This window comes from Streptomyces sp. NBC_01317 (assembly GCF_035961655.1).
Classification (GTDB): Bacteria; Actinomycetota; Actinomycetes; order Streptomycetales; family Streptomycetaceae; genus Streptomyces.
The window spans coordinates 7,399,931-7,416,846 of sequence record NZ_CP108393.1; the positions used below are offsets into that span (position 1 = coordinate 7,399,931).

Here is a 16,916-nt window from a genome sequence, read left to right on the forward strand (position 1 = left end):
GTGGAAAGCCCTCGATGAACGACACCCTCGCGGGGTGGCTCCAGATCCTCGCCCTGGTGGCGGCGCTCGCGCTGTCCTTCCGGCCGCTGGGCGACTACATGGCGTACGTCCTCACCTCGCCCCGCCACTCGGCGCCGGAGCGCGTGCTGTACCGCCTCGGAGGGGTCGACGCCGACGCCGGTCAGCCCTGGTCCGCGTTCCTGCGCAGTGTGCTCGCCTTCGCGCTCGTCTCCGTGCTCTTCCTCTACGGCTTCCTCCGGCTCCAGAACCACTTCGTGCTGGGGCTCGGCACCCCGGCCATGGACACCGACCAGTCCTTCAACACGGCCGTGTCGTTCGTGACCAACACCAACTGGCAGTCCTACTCGGGGGAGTCGGCCCTCGGCCATCTCGTGCAGATGTCGGGTCTCGCCGTCCAGAACTTCGTCTCCGCCGCCGTCGGGATCGCCGTCGTGGCCGCCCTCATCCGAGGCTTCACCCGGCAACGGACCGACCAGGTGGGCAACTTCTGGGTGGACGTCACCAGGATCGTGCTGCGCGTCCTGCTGCCCCTCTGTGTCGTCTTCGCGATCGTGCTGGTGGCGGCCGGGGTGGTCCAGAACCTCCACGGCCTCCAGTCGGTCACCACCGTCGCGGGCGGCGAGCAGAGCATCACGGGCGGCCCGGTCGCCTCCCAGGAGGTCATCAAGGAACTGGGCACCAACGGCGGCGGTTTCTACAACGCCAACTCCGCCCACCCCTTCGAGAACCCCAACGGATTCACCAACTGGCTCCAGATCTATCTGCTGATGGTGATCGCCGTCTGCCTGCCCCGCACCTTCGGCACGATGGTCGGCGACCGCAGGCAGGGGTACGCGATCGTCGCCGTCATGGCGCTGATCTGGGCCGCCTCCGTGGCGATCGTGACGATCAACGAGCTGTACAAGGTCAGCAGTACGGCGGGTCACGCGGCCGGCGGCATGATGGAGGGCAAGGAGCAGCGGTTCGGCGTCTGGGCCTCCGCCCTGTTCGCCGCGTCCACCACCCTGACGTCCACCGGTGCGGTGAACTCCTTCCTCGACTCGTACACCCCGCTCGGCGGCGGAATGACGATCTTCAACATGATGCTCGGGGAGATCGCCCCCGGCGGTACGGGCTCCGGCCTCTACGGCATCCTGGTCCTGGCGATCGTCGGTGTGTTCGTGGCGGGCCTGATGGTGGGCCGCACGCCCGAGTACCTGGGCAAGAAGCTGCGCGGACAGCAGATGAAGTTCGCCTCGCTGTACATCCTCACGACCCCGGCGGTCGTCCTGGCCGGGGCGGGCGTCGCGATGTCGCTGCCGGGGGAGCGGGCCGCGATGCTCAACTCCGGGCCGCACGGCTTCTCCGAGGTGTTGTACGCCTTCACCTCGGCGGCCAACAACAACGGATCGGCCTTCGCCGGGCTGTCGGTCAACACGGTCTGGTACAACACCGCGCTGGGCCTGGCGATGGCCGTCGGCCGCTATCTGCCGATCGTGTTCGTGCTGGCCCTCGCCGGATCCCTCGCCCAGCAGCAGGCGGTCCCCGCCAACGCGGGCACGCTGCCCACGCACCGGCCGCTCTTCGTCGGCCTGCTGATCGGCGTGATCCTCATCGTCGTCGGCCTCACCTACTTCCCCGCGCTCGCGCTGGGTCCGCTCGCGGAAGGGCTGCACTGATGGCCACGACCTCGGCCCCGCCTCCGGGCCCTCCCGCGCGGGACACCTCCCGGGTCTCGGGTGGTCTGCTCGACCCGCGACAACTGGTGGCGTCCTTCCCGGAGGCGCTGCGCAAACTCGATCCGCGGGTGATGTTCCGTAACCCCGTCATGTTCGTCGTCGAGGTGGGCGCGGTCCTGACGACGTACTCGGCGATCAAGGATCCCAGTGTCTTCGCCTGGGTGATCACCGTCTGGCTCTGGCTGACCAGCGTCTTCGCCAACCTGTCCGAGGCGGTGGCCGAGTGGCGCGGCAAGGCACAGGCCGAGACGCTGCGCCGTACGAGAACGGACACCATCGCCCGCCGCCTCACGCACGGGTGGCGGCCGGGCGGCGCCGACCGGGACGAAGGCGAAGAGGAGGTGGCCGCCGACCGGTTGCGGGTGGGCGACTTCGTGGTGGTCGAGGCGGGGCAGGCCATCCCCGGGGACGGCGATGTGGTCGAGGGGGTCGCCAGCGTGGACGAGTCGGCGATCACCGGGGAGTCGGCTCCGGTCATCCGCGAGTCGGGCGGCGACCGGTCGGGGGTCACCGGCGGGACGAAGGTGCTGTCGGACCGGGTGGTCGTACGGATCACCTCGAAGCCGGGCGAGACCTTCATCGACCGGATGATCGCCCTGGTCGAGGGCGCCGCCCGGCAGAAGACACCGAACGAGATCGCCCTCAACATCCTGCTGGCCTCCCTGACGGTCATCTTCCTCGTCGCCGTGACCACCCTCCAGCCCTTCGCGATCTTCGCGCACGCGGAGCAGACCATCGTCATCCTGGTGGCCCTGACGGTCGCGCTGATCCCGACGACCATCGGCGCCCTGCTCTCGGCGATCGGCATCGCGGGCATGGACCGGCTGGTGCAACGCAACGTGCTGGCCATGTCGGGCCGCGCGGTCGAGGCGGCCGGGGACGTCAACACGCTGCTGCTGGACAAGACCGGCACCATCACCCTCGGCAACCGGCAGGCCGCCGAGTTCCTGCCCGCCGAGGGTGTCGGGGCGGAGGAACTGGCCGACGCCGCCCAGCTGTCGTCGCTCGTGGACGAGACCCCCGAGGGCCGCTCGATCGTCGTCCTGGCCAAGCAGCTGTACGCGCTGCGCGCCCGCGGCGAGGGGGAGTTGGCGGGCGCCTCCTTCGTCCCGTTCACCGCGCAGACCCGGATGAGCGGTGTCGACCTCGAAGGCCCGGACGGCGGGCACGCGTTGCGCAAGGGCGCGGCGGCCGCCGTGATGCGCTGGGTGCGGGAGAACGGCGGCGACACGATGGGCGGGGTCGGCACACTCGTGGACGGCATCTCCGCCGGCGGGGGAACGCCCCTCGTCGTCGCCGAGTCGACCCGCCAGGGGGACACCCGTACCGCCCGGGTCCTCGGGGTGATCCACCTCAAGGACGTCGTCAAGGAGGGCATGCGGGAGCGGTTCGCCGAGCTGCGGCTGATGGGGATCAAGACGGTCATGATCACGGGTGACAACCCGCTGACCGCACGGGCCATCGCGGACGAGGCGGGTGTCGACGACTTCCTCGCGGAGGCCACCCCCGAGGACAAGATCGCGCTGATCCGCCGCGAGCAGTCGGGCGGCAAGCTCGTGGCCATGGCGGGGGACGGCACGAACGACGCCCCGGCGCTGGCGCAGGCGGACGTGGGGGTGGCCATGAACACCGGGACCTCGGCCGCCAAGGAGGCCGGGAACATGGTGGACCTGGACTCCAACCCCACCAAGCTCATCGAGATCGTGGAGATCGGCAAGCAGCTGCTCATCACGCGCGGCGCGCTCACGACCTTCTCCATCGCCAACGACGTCGCGAAGTACTTCGCGATCATCCCGGCCATGTTCGCCGCCGTCATCCCCGGGCTGGACCAGCTCAACGTCATGCGCCTGCACAGCCCGACGTCGGCGATCTCCGCCGCGGTCATCTTCAACGCGCTGATCATCGTGGCGATGATCCCGCTGGCCCTGCGCGGCGTCCGCTACCGGCCGTCGTCCGCGTCGGCGCTCCTGGCCCGCAACATCCTGCTGTACGGGCTGGGCGGCCTGGTCCTCCCGTTCGCGGGGATCAAAGTAATCGACCTGATCGTCCAGTTCATCCCCGGCCTGCGCTGACCCCCAGGAGAATGCCCGTCATGCCCTCCTCCCTCTCCTCCGTCGTCCGGCAGCATCTGGCGGCGCTGCGGATGCTGCTGGTGTTCAGTGTGATCACCGGTGTCGCGTACCCGCTGGCCCTCACCGGGATCGCCCAGGGACTCTTCGCCCACCAGGCCAACGGCTCACTGATCAAGGACGGCGGGCGGACCGTCGGCTCCAGCCTGATCGGCCAGAACTTCACCTTGCCCCTCCGCGAGGGCGAGACCACCGGCCGTCCCGACCCCCGGTGGTTCCAGCCGCGCCCGCCGGCGGCCGGCACCGCCGGGTACGACCCGACCGCCACCGGCGCCTCCAACCTGGGCCCCAACGACGCGGGGCTGGTGTCCACCATCCGGCAGCGCAGGGCCGCGGTGGCCGCGTTCGACGGGGTGCGGCCGGAGACCGTGCCCGCCGACGCGCTGACGTCCTCGGGCTCGGGCATCGACCCGGACATCTCGAAGGCGTACGCCCACCAGCAGGTGGCCAGGGTCGCCAGGGCCCGCGGGCTGAGCCCGGCCCTCGTACGGGAGACGGTCTCGCACCACGTCAAGAGCCGGAACGTGGGCTTCCTGGGCCAGCAGGCGGTCAACGTCGTGGAACTGAACCATGAACTCGCGGCCTTGAGCTGACGGCGGGCCGCGGCGACGAGCGGGGGGAGGGGGCCCGGACCGGGCCCCCTCCCCCTTCTGCTCTACCCCCTCCGGCTCAGGTCAGCGTCACCTTCTTGTGCGGTGACGTACTCGACAGGAAGCTGCCGTTGCCCGCGTAGACGGCGGTCACGGTCGCCGTGCCCTTCTTCTTCGGCATGGTGACGGAGAAGCTCAGCACGCCCTTCTTGGCGGCGGACAGGCTGACCTTCTTGGTGGTCGTGGTGCCGCCGACCTTGGCCGTGACGGTGATCGTGCCGGTCGGGTACGCGCCCGCGCTGTGCCCGCCGACCGTGACCTTGACGGTCTGCGACTTCCCCCGCGCCAGCTTGGTCTTGGAGAGGCTGAGCGCCGTGGTCGTCTTCGCCTTCAGGACCGTGAGCTTCTGCGAGGCGACCCCGCTCGGAGCCACGAAGTCGGTTCCGTCGTAGGAGACGGAGACCGTGTGCGCGCCGACGGACAGGGTGGCGGGCAGCTTGAACGTACCCGTTCCCGAGGCCCCGACCTTCGCCTTCAGACCGGACCCCGTGCCGTACGTGACGGTCACCGTGCCCTCCTTGGCACCGGCCACCGCGAAGACCCCGGAGACCGCGTGCCCGTAGCGGGTGGAGTTCGCCACCAGCGACATGGCGAGGGAACTCTGACCCTTCGTCAGGATCAGCCCCACCGGGTCGGACACCGACACGTCCGCCGACGCGGAGCCCGCGAACGAGGCGGTGAAGGTGTGCGTCCCCGCCTTGAAGCCCGACGGGATCCGCAGGGACGCCGTCCCGCCGCTGACCGGGGCCGAGCCCAGGACGGTGGCGCCGTCCCGGAAGGTGACCACCGCGCCGTCGGTGCCCGCCCCGGTGACCGTCGCCTTGAGCGTGACCGTCTCGTTGATCCGGGGCGCGGCGGGGGAGAGGGCGAGCGCCGTCGTGGTGGTCGCGAGGACCTCGACGGACGCCGTACGGGTGTACCCGGACCCCGCCCCGACCGCGCTGGCCTGCGCGCTGCCGTAGGCCTGGTCCGCGGGGACGGTGGCCTGGAACGAGACCGTACCGTCGCTGCCGGCGACCGCGCTGCCGAGCGCGGCCGAGCCGAGCGTGAACGCCACGCTCTCCCCGGCGCGGTAGCCGGACCCGCCGAGGGTGACGGCGGCTCCCGGCTCCGGCTTGGAGTCGCCGACCGTCAGCGGCCCCGGCCGGGAGAGCGCCTCGTACTCCGCGCAGGGGTCGCCCTGGACGCCCACCGGCGGTGCGGCGGTCGCCGTACCGGTCACCCCGTCGTCCTCGCGCACCGTGAGGGTGCCGAAGTCCTGCACGCCGAGGACCGCGTACGTGGAGTTGGACACCCCGAGCTTGAAGGCGGTGGTGGGGGTTGTTCCCGCCACGGTGTCACCGGCCGCCGGGATGTCGGTCACCTGGCAGGTCGTGCCCGGCGCGAAGGTGACCTTCTGCATCGCGAGCCCGACCTTGCCGGTCGCGGAACCCACCACGGTGAGGTACGCGGAGACCGGGGTCGTGCTCGGCCGCGACAGGTACACCGCCGCCGTGGACACCCCGGGCCCGTTGCCCTCCTCGGTCCTGGTCGACGCGACGTTGACCGTCGGCCGCGCCTGGACCTTCGGCGTCCCCAGCGCCTTGCTGTTGAAGCCCAGGTCGGAGAGGTACACCCCGCCGCCAGGTACGCCGTCGGCGCCGACGGCCCCGGTGAAGGTGACCTTGGTGAGGTGGGTGAGGTCCAGCCCGGCGGCGGCCAGGGTGGCGGTGGGGACCCGTACCTGCTGGAGCACGATCTTGCCCAGCGTCGTCGAGCCGCTCGCCGGCATCCTGGTGACGCCCCACGGGTTGAGGGCCGACACCGGACTGCTCCATGTGTGTCCCGACGCGTCGGCCACACTCAGTGTCATGTCCGTGCCGGTGGTGACACTCTCGTCCGGCGACATGCCGACGCTCAGCTCGTCGTAGCGAGAGGCGTTCTGCCCGTTGGCCGCGAGCGTCACCCCGAGGGCTCCGGTCGCCGCCGTCCACGTCAGGTGCGTCATCACGTTCAGCGGCACGTTCGGGGCGAACGACGCCGGTGTCCAGTGCGGGAGTTGCTGGTTGGTGAGCGTGCTCCCCGGGTTGGTGCAGAGCGGGTACGGCTGCGGAACGGTACGCCCGGACTTGTTGGCGCAGACCGTCGCCGTGGCCGTCGACGTGGTGCCGATGAGCGGGCTGGTCGTCTTGAACGAGGCGAGGTCCCGCCGTGCCGAGGCCGGCTGCTGCGCGATCGTACGGACGTCGGCGAAGGCGGCCACCGACGGCGGCACCAGCTCGGAGCCGTCGAACAGGCCCCGGAACTGGGTCCGGCCGCCGAGGGTCGCCTCGAAGAAGCCGGCGATGTAGGCGGCGCCCACCTGGTACTGCTGCGCCGCCGTGAGCCGGATGTTCTTGCCCGAGGCCAGCGCGGCGGCGCTGGTCCCGCAGACGGCGTCCGCGGTGCTCGACCAGTCGTCGGAGCCGCCCGGGGAGGGCGGAGTCCACTGGGAGTTGAAGAAGTTGTGGTCGGCGCCCATGACCCAGACGTTGGAGCGCAGGACGTCGTCGTCCGGGAACGCGTCCCGCGAGTCCGCGTAGAAGTGCTGACCCTGCTGGTCGGAGACGTCTCCGTCGCAGTACGGCAGCATCGTGGTGGTGACCACGTCCGGCAGGGTCGTACGGGTGAAGTCGACCGGGGCCAGGGGGAGTACGGACGTGAGGTGCCACGGCTGCGGCAGCCCCGCGTTGAGGGCGGCGGCGGACACGACGCCCTCGCCGCCCCGCGAGTGGCCCATCAGGCCGATCGAGCCGAAGTCCATGGTGCCGACGAGCTGCTGCGCCGTCACCGTACCGCCGGGGTAGGTGGCGTCGCCCGAGTCGAGGGCCTGGGCCAGGGTGACGTCCTGGTCGGTCGCCGCGTCGTGGTACGCGACCGGCTCACCCGCGTTGGCCTTCTTCAGCATGGCCAGGGTGTCGAGGACCAACTGGCCCCGGCTGTTGGCCCCGTTGTCCGGGGCGAGCTGGTTGTCGTTGGCGTTGATGGCGTTGGCCGAGATCGAGACGACGGTGACGCCGTCCGCCGCCAGTGCCTCGGCGGCCGCGTCGTACCCCGCGTAGCTGAGGATCGGTGCCGTACCGACCGGACAGGGCCAGCCGCTGGCGCCCCGCAGGGTCGTGGTGTTGTAACAGGAGCTGTGCCGGCCGTGCAGGAAGATCGCGACCGGGTGGGCCTTGCCGTCGGTCGGCAGGTAGATACGGCCCTCGAACTCGCCCCGGATCCCGCCGATGTTGGTGAGCGGGATCGACTGCGCGCCGAAGTTGTAGTCGGCGATCGTGTAGGAGCCCTGGCCGATGGTCGTGGGATCGTCGGACGTCGTCCCCGATCCGCCGACGCCTTCGGCGACCACGCCGGTCCCCGGGCTGTCCTCGGCGTCGGCCTCGGCCTTCGCCTCGGTCAGCTTCCTGGCCTTGGCCTGGGCGCCCGCCGAGAGCAGGCTCGTCGGTCCGGCGGCGGTGCTGTCGCCGCCGGCGGACCAGCGCCAGTCGACCTTCCCGGCGGTGGCGACCGACGGGTCGGACGTCGTCACCGTCAGGGTGCGCCCGTCGCGGGACTCCTTGGCCGGGCCGAGATCCGTACCGTCGGCGACCAGTTCGGGCAGGTCGCTCCTGACGGGCAGGGCCGTGTCCAGCTTCAGCGACACGACGTAACCGCCGGCGGCCCGGGTCACGGTCCATCCGTCACCCGAACGAACCACCGACGCGTCGGGGCCTGTTGACGGGCCTGTGGACGCGGCGGCCGGGAGTGCCCCGGTCATCGAGAGAACGCTCAGGGCCAGCAGGCCCGCTGTTGCTCCGGCAAGCGGACGCAGCCACGTCCGCATGGGTCTTGATATGTCCACCTGTGCCTGACCTCACTTCGGTGTGCGCGGGCGACTGCCGCCCGTGCGGGATGAGTCCGACGACGCGGCTGCCGCGAGTGATCGACAGCCGGACGAACGTTCACATCTCAACTACCTCTGTGGGGTGAGGAAACCCAGATGTTCCTTGTTTTTGACCGTGACGTCATGTAAAGCAGGCGGAAAGGTGAGGTGTGGGGATATGTCAACCCACGCCTCTGACCTGCTACTTCGTGAAACGTGTTACATGAACCGAAAACGGGTCGCGGCCCCCGGAACGGCCGTTGGCATGTGCCGGTGGCGTGTCACTCCTCCCGTTCGAACTCCGCCTGCGCGCGCATTTTGTCCTGGTCGACCTGCGCCGCCGTGTACAGATCCTCGACGAAGCGCCGCGTGTCCTCGGGGTCGGATTCCTTCTCGCCCGTCATGTCCTGGAGGCGGGAGGTCCAGTCGTCGATCGGATTGCTCATCGTGAGCCCCTTCCCTGCCACTGCACGGCATCGCCCTCGGGGCCGCGCTCGACATCGCATACATCCGGTAGGCGGGTGAGTGCGAAGAGTGGCGAAAACGCACGCTCGCCCACCGTGGCCCCGGGGGTCCGGTATTCACCATTTTAGAACGGTTGACGCTCGGAGCCGACATTCTTCGCATATTCGCCTCATCGCTTATTGTTCTTGTAAGGCCCACAGTGTCCGTTCGGGCACGCGCGTGGTGTCCGGCGGCGCCGGTGGGCCGCCCACCAGGGGCGGAGGTGAGCGTGCATGGCCGGTCAGACGTCCTTCTTCCTCTCCCGTACGGGCCCCGGCCTCGCGCTGGACTCCGTACTGGAGCGGGCGGTCCGTGACACGGGCGCGTACGCGGGCGGTGTGTGGCTCCTGTCCCCGCCCGACCGGAAGATCCTGCGGCTCGTGGTCACGACCGGGGTGCCGCAGACCGTGACAAGGCCGTGGGAGCGGGTCTCCGTGGCCGCTTCCGTCCCGGTCGCCGACGCCACCCGTGAACGCCGGCTGGTGTGGCTCAGCCCCGACGGCGCGCTGTCCCGCCACTACCCACGGACGGGACTGATCCTGCCGTACTCGTTCGCCATGGTCGCCGCTCCGATCACGAGCGGCGGTACGGCCTGGGGCGCCCTGGTCCTGCTCTGGCCCGGCACCCACCCTTCCGAACTCAGCGAGGCCGAACAGGACGCCGCCGAGACGGCCTGCGCGGACCTGGCGGCGGTGTGCCGCCGCGCCGCCGCCCGGGGCCGCTCCACCCTGATCGGCCCCGAGCCGCGCGTGCTGTCCCCCCGCCCCTCGGAGCCGCCGGGACCCGCGCAGGCCCTCGCCGCAGTCGACTTCGCCGCGCGCCTTCCCGAGGGGGCCTGCTCCCTGGACCTGGACGGACGGATCGTCTTCATCAGCCCACGGGCCGGCGAACTCGTCGGCCGGGACCCGGCGGACCTGGTCGGCTTCCTTCCCGCCGAGAAACTGTCGTGGCTCAACGACCCGGTGTTCGAGGACCGTTACCGGTCGGCGGTGCTCAGCCAGCAGCCCATGACCTTCACCGCCCTGCGCCCGCCCGACACCTGGCTGACCTTCCGCCTCCACCCCGACCCCTCCGGCATCAGCGTGGTGATCACCCCGGCCCCCTCCGGCGAACCCGAGGGCGCCCGGCAGCCGCGGCACACCGAGACACCCGCGCCGGTCAGACCCGGCGCCCTCTACCACCTGATGCACCTGGCCGCCTCACTCACCGAGGCCGTCGGAGTGGATGACGTCGTGGAGCTGATCGCCGACCAGATCGTGAGCGCCTTCGACGCCGAGGCGGTGGCCTTGGCGACGCTCCAGGAAGGCCGGCTGCGGATCATCGGCTCGCACGGCTTCGGCCCCGACCTCCTGGAGCGTTTCGACGCCATGCACGTCTCCGGCCTCAGCCCGGGATCGCTCGTCGCCCGCACCGGGACCGCCAGCTTCTTCGCCACCCGCGACGAGCTGGCCGAGGCGTTCCCCGAAGTGATCTCGCGGACGACGAAGGGCGCCTGGGCGTTCCTGCCCCTCATCGCGTCGGGCCGTACCGTGGGCGTCTGCCTGCTCGCGTACGACAAGCCGCACCCCTTCCCCCACGAGGAGCGCGCGGCCCTCACCTCGCTGGCGGGACTCATCGCCCAGGCGCTCGACCGCGGCCGGCTGTACGACGCCAAGCACCAGCTCGCCCAGGGACTCCAGGAGGGCCTGCTCCCGCAGAGACTCCCCGGCGTCACCGGCCTGGACGTGACAGGGCGCTATCTGCCCGCCACGTACGGCATGGACATCGGAGGTGACTTCTACGACCTCATCCGGCTGGACGACACCACCGTGGCGGCGGTGATCGGTGACGTCGAGGGCCACAACGTCTCGGCGGCGGCGCTGATGGGACAGGTCCGTACCGCCGTCCACGCCTACGCGACCGCCGGCGCGGCCCCCGGTGAAGTCCTCGCCAGGACCAACCGCCTGCTCACCGACCTCGCCCCCGACCTGTCCACGAGCTGCCTCTACGTCCAGGTGGACCTGGCGGCCCACCGGGCCCGGCTGGTCACGGCGGGCCATCCGCCGCCGCTGCTGTACGCCCCTGACGGGCACGCCGAGACGATCCCCCTGCCGGCCGGGGTCCTGCTGGGCGTGGACTCCGCTGCCACGTACGAGACCGTGGACGTCGCGCTGCCGCCGGGCAGCCTGCTGATGATGTACACCGACGGTCTGGTCGAGTGCCCGGGAGTCGACATGGACGAGGCCGTCAGGGACGTCGCCCGGCGCCTGGCCCGCAGCGAGTACCGGTCCTTGGACGCCCTCGCGGACAACCTGCTGCTCCCGGGGCCGTGCGGCCCGATCCGCAACGACGACATCGCCCTGCTCCTGCTGCGATCGGCGGCCGACCCCGGGCGGCCGTAGGGCGTGTCCGTCGGATGCTCTCAGGGAGTGCCGCCTTCGTCCCGTCCCTCCCCCTGGGCACGCAGACCGCCCGCCGTCGCGCGTCCCTCCTCGATCCGCAGGTTGAGCCGGGTCTCCTCGCTGTCCAGCGTCTCCTGCACCCGGCGCAGCACGGTGTCGTCGATGCGGCCCGCGTCCCGGAGGGTGACCAGCCGGGCGCGTTTCACCCCGATCAGCTCCTGGCGCAGGCGCAGTTCGGTGTGGTGCGCCGGTGGTTCTGTCCCGCGCAGGCTCTCCGCGTACGATTCCAGCTCCTCGGCGAGGTGCCGCTCGACCTCGGGCGGCGCACCGCACCCTTCCGCCCGCTCGCGCAGCGCCGCCAGCGCGCCGGCGGTCATCTCCTGGCGCGCCAGCAGTTCCTCGCCGGCCTCGGTGGGGTCCGGGGACAGCCGTGACCACCGGATCACGGCAGGCAGGGTCTGCCCCTGGAGCAGCAGGGTCGCCACGATGACCACGGCCGTCACGAAGACGATCACGTTCCGGTCCGCCAGCCTCGTCCCGTCGGCCGCCAGGGTCGGTACGGCGAGCGCGGCCGCCAGGGACACCCCGCCCCGTACCCCGCCCCAGGCGACCGGCATGCGCTGCCGGGCGCCGATCCGGCGGGCCCGCTGCTGCGGGCGCCGGTCCACTGCCCGGATCAGGTACGGCGTGGTGTGCAGGTACACCAGCCGGGTGAGGATCACCGCTCCCGTGACCGCCGCCGCGAGGGCGACCACATCGCCCTGGCCGAGCGTGGGAAGCGACCCGATCACGTCGGGCAGTTGCAGGCCGACCAGCACGAACAGCGACCCGTTGAGGAGGAACGTGGTGACCTGCCAGAACGCGAAGCTCTGGACGCGGGTGCTCGCGGGCATCAGCAGGGGACTCGCCCTGCTGACGATCAGCCCGCACACCACCACGGCCAGTACGCCCGACACGTCGGCCAGCTCCGCCGGGACGTAGACGGCGAACGGCGTGAGGACACTGATCCCGCTCTCGATCGTGCTGTCGTGGGTCCTGCGCCGGGCGGCCAGCACGAGCAGCGCGACCGCCGCGCCGATCGCCGCCCCGCCCACGTACGACAGGACGAACCGCAGGATCGCCCCGCCCCACTGGAAGGAGTGCTCGCCGGTGGCGATCTCCACGGCCACCGCGAAGACGGCCAGCGCCGTACCGTCGTTGACCAGGCTCTCGGCCCGCATGGTGGTGAGCGTCCTGCGTGGCATGCCACGAGCCACGCTCGCGACCGCCGTCGCGTCCGTGGGCGCCAGTACGGCGCCCAGGACGAACGCCAGCGGCCAGGCCATGCCGAAGCCGTGCGCGGTGGCCGCCACGGTCACCGCGGTGGTCAGCACCAGTCCCACCGCGAGCAGGACGATGACCCGCAGGTTGGCCAGGATCTGGTGGAGCGAGATCTTCAGGGACTCCGCGTACAGCAGCGGCGGCAGGAAGATCAGCAGGATGAGGTCCGACGACAGGTGCACGTGGCGGAACTCGGGGATGAGCCCGACCAGTACGCCGCCCAGGAGCAGGGCCACCGGCTCACTGACGTGCAGGCGGCGGGACACCCAGGTCAGCAGCAGAACGGTCGTCACCAGGACGAGGGCGATCTCCAGTCCCGCCATCGAGCGGTCTCCCGTTCTGCGCCACAGCTGTCGTGAGTCGATTTGTCCCGATACCGTATCGCGATGAGTTCCGGCCGCCGCGACGGTCACTACGGACAGCGGACATCGGTCGCGCGCCATCGACGCCACGAGGAGGCGGTCATGCCCCGTATCACTCCCAGTCTCTGGTTCGACACCCAGGGCGAGGAAGCTGCCGAGTTCTACGTCTCGGTCTTTCCGAACTCGAAGATCAAGAACATCTCCTACTACGGCGAGGCCGGTCCGGGTGAGGCGGGCACGGTGCTGACCGTCGAGTTCGTGCTCGACGGTCAGGAGTACCTCGCGATCAACGGCGGTCCCCAGTTCACCTTCGACGAGGCGGTCTCCTTCGCGATCGACTGCGCCGACCAGGCGGAGATCGACTACTACTGGGACAAGCTCTCCGACGGCGGCGAGGAAGGCCCCTGCGGCTGGCTCAAGGACCGGTACGGCCTGTCGTGGCAGGTGGTCCCGGCGGCGATGGCTGAGCTGATGAACGACCCGGACCAGTCGCGCGCGCAACGGGCCATGAAGGCGATGTTCGGCATGAAGAAGCTCGACATCGCCGCGCTGTACGCGGCCGCCGACGAGGACTGAGCGGGCGCACGGCACGGCGGGGCCGGGCAGAGGGCGCCGGGCAGGGCAGGCGTACCGGGAAAGGAGATCGCGTACCGGGAACGGCTCCAAGGGTTGACAGTGGTCAGTCATGAAGACACTCTCGCGGGAGAGCGCTCTCCGTGGTCATTTCCGACCACGGAGCGATGAGTCCTGAGTCACCGACAGCCGCCCCGCACGCGCCGTCGCCGACCGTGCCCCGGCGTTGTGGTGGAGAGGCATCACAACCCGTGGAGACCCGCATGCGCCTCCTGTCCTCGTTACTGCGAACCGTCCGGCGCCGCAGACCGCTGATCGCGGTGGCCGTCGCGATGAGCCTCGCGATGGGCGGTGCCGCCGCCACCTCGGCCGGCACCGCCCAAGCGGCCGACACCCTGCTGTCGCAGGGCAAGGCCGTCACCACCTCCTCGACCGAGAACGCCGGAACCCCCGCCTCCGCGGCGGTCGACGGGGACGCGGGGACCCGCTGGTCCAGCGCCGCCGCCGACCCGCAGTGGCTCCGGGTCGACCTCGGCGCCACCGCCACCATCAGCTCCGTCGTCCTCAACTGGGAGACGGCGTACGCCACGTCGTTCAAGATCCAGGTCTCGGGCGACGACCAGAACTGGACCGACATCCACTCAACGACCACCGGCCCCGGCGGCAACCAGACGATCGCCGTCAACGGATCCGGGCGTTATGTGCGGGTGTACGGCACCGCCCGCGCCACCGGCTACGGCTACTCCCTCTGGGAGTTCCAGGTGTACGGCACAGCGGGCGGCGGTGGCGGGGGCCCCACCCCCACCGGCACGCCCATCTCCGCCTACAAGCAGGTGTCCGCGTCGACCTGGGAGGGCGCCAACGCGCCCGCGGCGGCCCTCGACGGGCGGACCGACACCCGGTGGTCGAGCCAGTTCGCCGACAACCAGTGGTTGCAGGTGGACCTCGGCGGAACGGCCACGATCACCGGGGTCGAGCTGAACTGGGAATCCGCGTTCGCCTCCAGCTATCGCGTCGAGCTGTCCGACGACGGCACGAACTGGACCACGGTCCACACCACCACCACGGGGAAGGGCGGCGTCGAGCGCCCTGCCGTCACCGGTAAGGCCCGGTACGTACGGCTGTTCGCCACGACGCGCGCCACCGGCTACGGCGTCTCGCTCTGGGAGTTCCAGGTCTTCGGGTCCGTCGACAGCTCCGCCGCCACCGCGCCGCTGCTGTCCCCGCCCACCAAGGCCCCCGGCACCCTCAACCAGTTCGCGCTCTCCGCGCCGGCCGACCGGGCCATGATCACGAGCACCCGCAGGCCCGCCTTCTCCTGGGCGGCCGTCGCCGGGGCCGCCCGCTACGAGGTGTGGCTCAACGTCAGCCGTACCGACTACGACTTCACCGCGTCGGGCAACCTCCTCGACCTGTACACCAAGGTCGCCGAGCCCACCGGCACCACGTACGCGCCCTCCTGGGACATCACCGACCGGTGGACCTACAAGTGGTACGTCGTCGCGGTGAGCGGCTCCGGGGCGAAGACCACCTCCAACATCCGTACCTTCAGCGTCTACAAGCCCGACATCGAGACCGTCAGTGACGGGGTCGGCCTCGTCAACGGCGCGCGGGATCTCAACAAGAACGGGACACTCGAACCGTACGAGGACTGGCGCCAGCCGGTCGAGACCCGGGTCAGCGATCTCCTCGGCAGGATGACGCCGGAGGAGAAGGCGTACCAGATGTTCTACAACGTCCAGTCGTTCCCGCGCTCCGGCTGGCACTTCGGCCCCGCGCAACCGGGCGACCTGCACGACATCCTGCTCTCCACGGCCGCCACCCGGCTCGGCATCCCGCCGGTCTCCGCCGGCGACACCACCGCCGGCTACCAGACCACGTACCCGCTCCAGAGCACGCTGGGCGCGAGCAAGGACTACCCGCTCGACTACCAACTCGGCGACATGCAGCGCAAGGAGCAGCTGGAGGTCGGCGCGCGCGGCACCCTCTCACCGCTCGCGGAGGTCGGCACCAAGGTGCTCTACCCCCGCATCCAGGAGGGCGGCGGCGAGAACGCCGACGCCGTCGGCGCGCAGCTGCGGGCGCTGGTGGCCGGACTCCAGGGCGGGCCCGAGCTGAACCCCGCCTCCGTCCTCGCGACCGTCAAGCACTGGCCCGGTGAAGGGGCCGGCGGCGAGGCGGGCATCGTCTACGACGGGGTCACCATCAAGTACCACATGATCCCGTTCCGGGCGGCGATGGAGGCCGGGGCCGTCAACATCATGCCCGGCTACGCGGGCAGTTCGTTCCTCGACCCGGGTGGTCCCGGCGCGGGCGACAGCGCCAAGATCCTCGCGTACCTGCGCCAGAACCTCGGTTACACGGGCCTCATCACCACCGACTGGCTGCCGTCCGGCGCCTGGGTGAACGCGGCCAACGCCGGGTCCGACGTGATGGGCGGGGCCGACCCGGGCGCGGCCGGCTTCACCATGGCGGGCTTCCAGCAGCAGGTCCCGATCGCGCGGATCAACGACGCGGTGACCCGGATCCTGCGGCTCAAGTTCCAACTGGGCGTCTTCGACCGGCCGTACGGCGATCCGGTCAACGGCCCCTACCGTTTCCACCAGCCGAGCTACGTGGCTCTCGCCAACAAGGCGGCGCGCGAGTCCAACACCCTGCTCAAGAACAACGGCGTCCTGCCGGTCAGGCTCAACCGGGGCGACAACATCGTCGTCGCGGGCGCCCGGGCCACGGACGGCGCCGCGTGCTGCATCTGGTCCAGCTACTTCCACCCCAACTACGGTTCGCAGACCACCCTGGAGGCGATCAGGGCGAGAGCCGCGACCGCCGGGGTCAACGTCTACCAGGACAGCGGTCCCGCGCCGAAGCTGGCGGTCGTGGCCGTGGGGGAGCCGTCGTACACCCACGCCACCTCGTGGCCGAACACCCAGCCCCATCTGCCGGCCGATCAACTCGCCCTGATCCAGAACTTCAAGAATCAGGGGATCCCGGTGGTCGTGGTGCTCACTCTGCCGCGGCCGATCGTGATCAGCGAGTGGAACGGGCTCGCGGACGCCATCGTGGTCACCTACCGGGGCGGCGAGGAAGTGGGACCGGCCACGGCCTCCCTGCTCTTCGGCGACTACACCCCGCGCGGGAAGCTTCCGTGGCAGATGCCGAGGAGCCTGGACCAGGTCCTCAAGCCCGGCGGCGGTGACGTCCAGGCGGACGCCAACGAGAAGTGGGACCTGCCGTACGACCTCGGCGCGACCGACGCCGAACGGGCGGACATCCGCGCGAAGATCGACGCGGGCCAGCCGGTGCCGCCCACGTACGGGAATCCGCTCTATCAGTACGGGGCGGGGCTGACGGGCTGGAACTAGCGCGCCGCTCCTC

The 16,916-nt window shown here is 70.8% G+C and carries 9 protein-coding genes; 6 read left to right on the forward strand and 3 right to left on the reverse strand.

Features of this window, described 5'->3' with window-relative positions; translation table 11 throughout:
* The first annotated feature begins 14 nt into the window (after nucleotides 1-14).
* The 3 genes from kdpA to kdpC are packed head-to-tail and all read left to right on the forward strand — an operon-like array spanning nucleotide 15 to nucleotide 4,461.
* Nucleotides 15-1,679, forward strand: a complete 1,665-nt coding sequence (gene kdpA / locus OG349_RS32135; protein WP_327237926.1) for a potassium-transporting ATPase subunit KdpA — start codon at nucleotides 15-17, stop codon at nucleotides 1,677-1,679.
* The gene (kdpB, locus tag OG349_RS32140; RefSeq protein WP_327237927.1) at nucleotides 1,679-3,811 is read left to right on the forward strand and encodes a potassium-transporting ATPase subunit KdpB; all 2,133 of its coding nucleotides are present in this window, start codon (nucleotides 1,679-1,681) and stop codon (nucleotides 3,809-3,811) included. Before kdpA ends, kdpB begins: the two co-directional genes overlap by 1 nt.
* A 20-nt stretch (nucleotides 3,812-3,831) precedes the next feature.
* Entirely contained in the window at nucleotides 3,832-4,461 is a 630-nt protein-coding gene (kdpC, locus tag OG349_RS32145) for a potassium-transporting ATPase subunit KdpC (RefSeq protein WP_327237928.1), read from the forward strand.
* Between the two features lie 76 nt (nucleotides 4,462-4,537).
* Here the strand turns inward: kdpC and OG349_RS32150 are convergent, their stop codons facing one another.
* Nucleotides 4,538-8,296 carry an Ig-like domain-containing protein gene (locus tag OG349_RS32150; RefSeq protein ID WP_327237929.1) on the reverse strand — a complete coding sequence of 1,253 codons (3,759 nt, stop codon included), beginning with the start codon at nucleotides 8,294-8,296 and terminating at the stop codon, nucleotides 4,538-4,540.
* A 386-nt stretch (nucleotides 8,297-8,682) separates the two neighbouring features.
* Nucleotides 8,683-8,847 (reverse strand): hypothetical protein, encoded by a 165-nt coding sequence (locus OG349_RS32155; protein ID WP_202534062.1) that lies wholly within the window; start codon nucleotides 8,845-8,847, stop codon nucleotides 8,683-8,685.
* Between the two features lie 291 nt (nucleotides 8,848-9,138).
* Here OG349_RS32155 and OG349_RS32160 point away from each other — a divergent pair, with 291 nt between their 5' ends.
* Nucleotides 9,139-11,286, forward strand: coding sequence for a SpoIIE family protein phosphatase (locus tag OG349_RS32160; protein ID WP_327237930.1), 2,148 nt, complete (start codon nucleotides 9,139-9,141; stop codon nucleotides 11,284-11,286).
* 20 nt (nucleotides 11,287-11,306) lie between these two features.
* Here OG349_RS32160 and OG349_RS32165 read toward each other — a convergent pair whose 3' ends face one another.
* A complete protein-coding gene (locus OG349_RS32165; RefSeq protein WP_327237931.1) occupies nucleotides 11,307-12,929 on the reverse strand; it encodes a Na+/H+ antiporter in 1,623 nt (540 codons plus the stop codon).
* A gap of 141 nt (nucleotides 12,930-13,070) precedes the next feature.
* On the opposite strand from OG349_RS32165, the gene OG349_RS32170 reads away from it, so the two are divergent.
* Together OG349_RS32170 and OG349_RS32175 are read left to right on the forward strand one after the other, a co-directional pair.
* Complete coding sequence (locus OG349_RS32170; RefSeq protein WP_327237932.1) at nucleotides 13,071-13,544, forward strand: VOC family protein; 474 nt, start codon at nucleotides 13,071-13,073, stop codon at nucleotides 13,542-13,544.
* Between the two features lie 329 nt (nucleotides 13,545-13,873).
* On the forward strand, nucleotides 13,874-16,903 hold the full coding sequence (locus tag OG349_RS32175; RefSeq protein ID WP_442806439.1) for a discoidin domain-containing protein: 3,030 nt from the start codon (nucleotides 13,874-13,876) through the stop codon (nucleotides 16,901-16,903).
* Nucleotides 16,904-16,916: the final 13 nt, after the last annotated feature.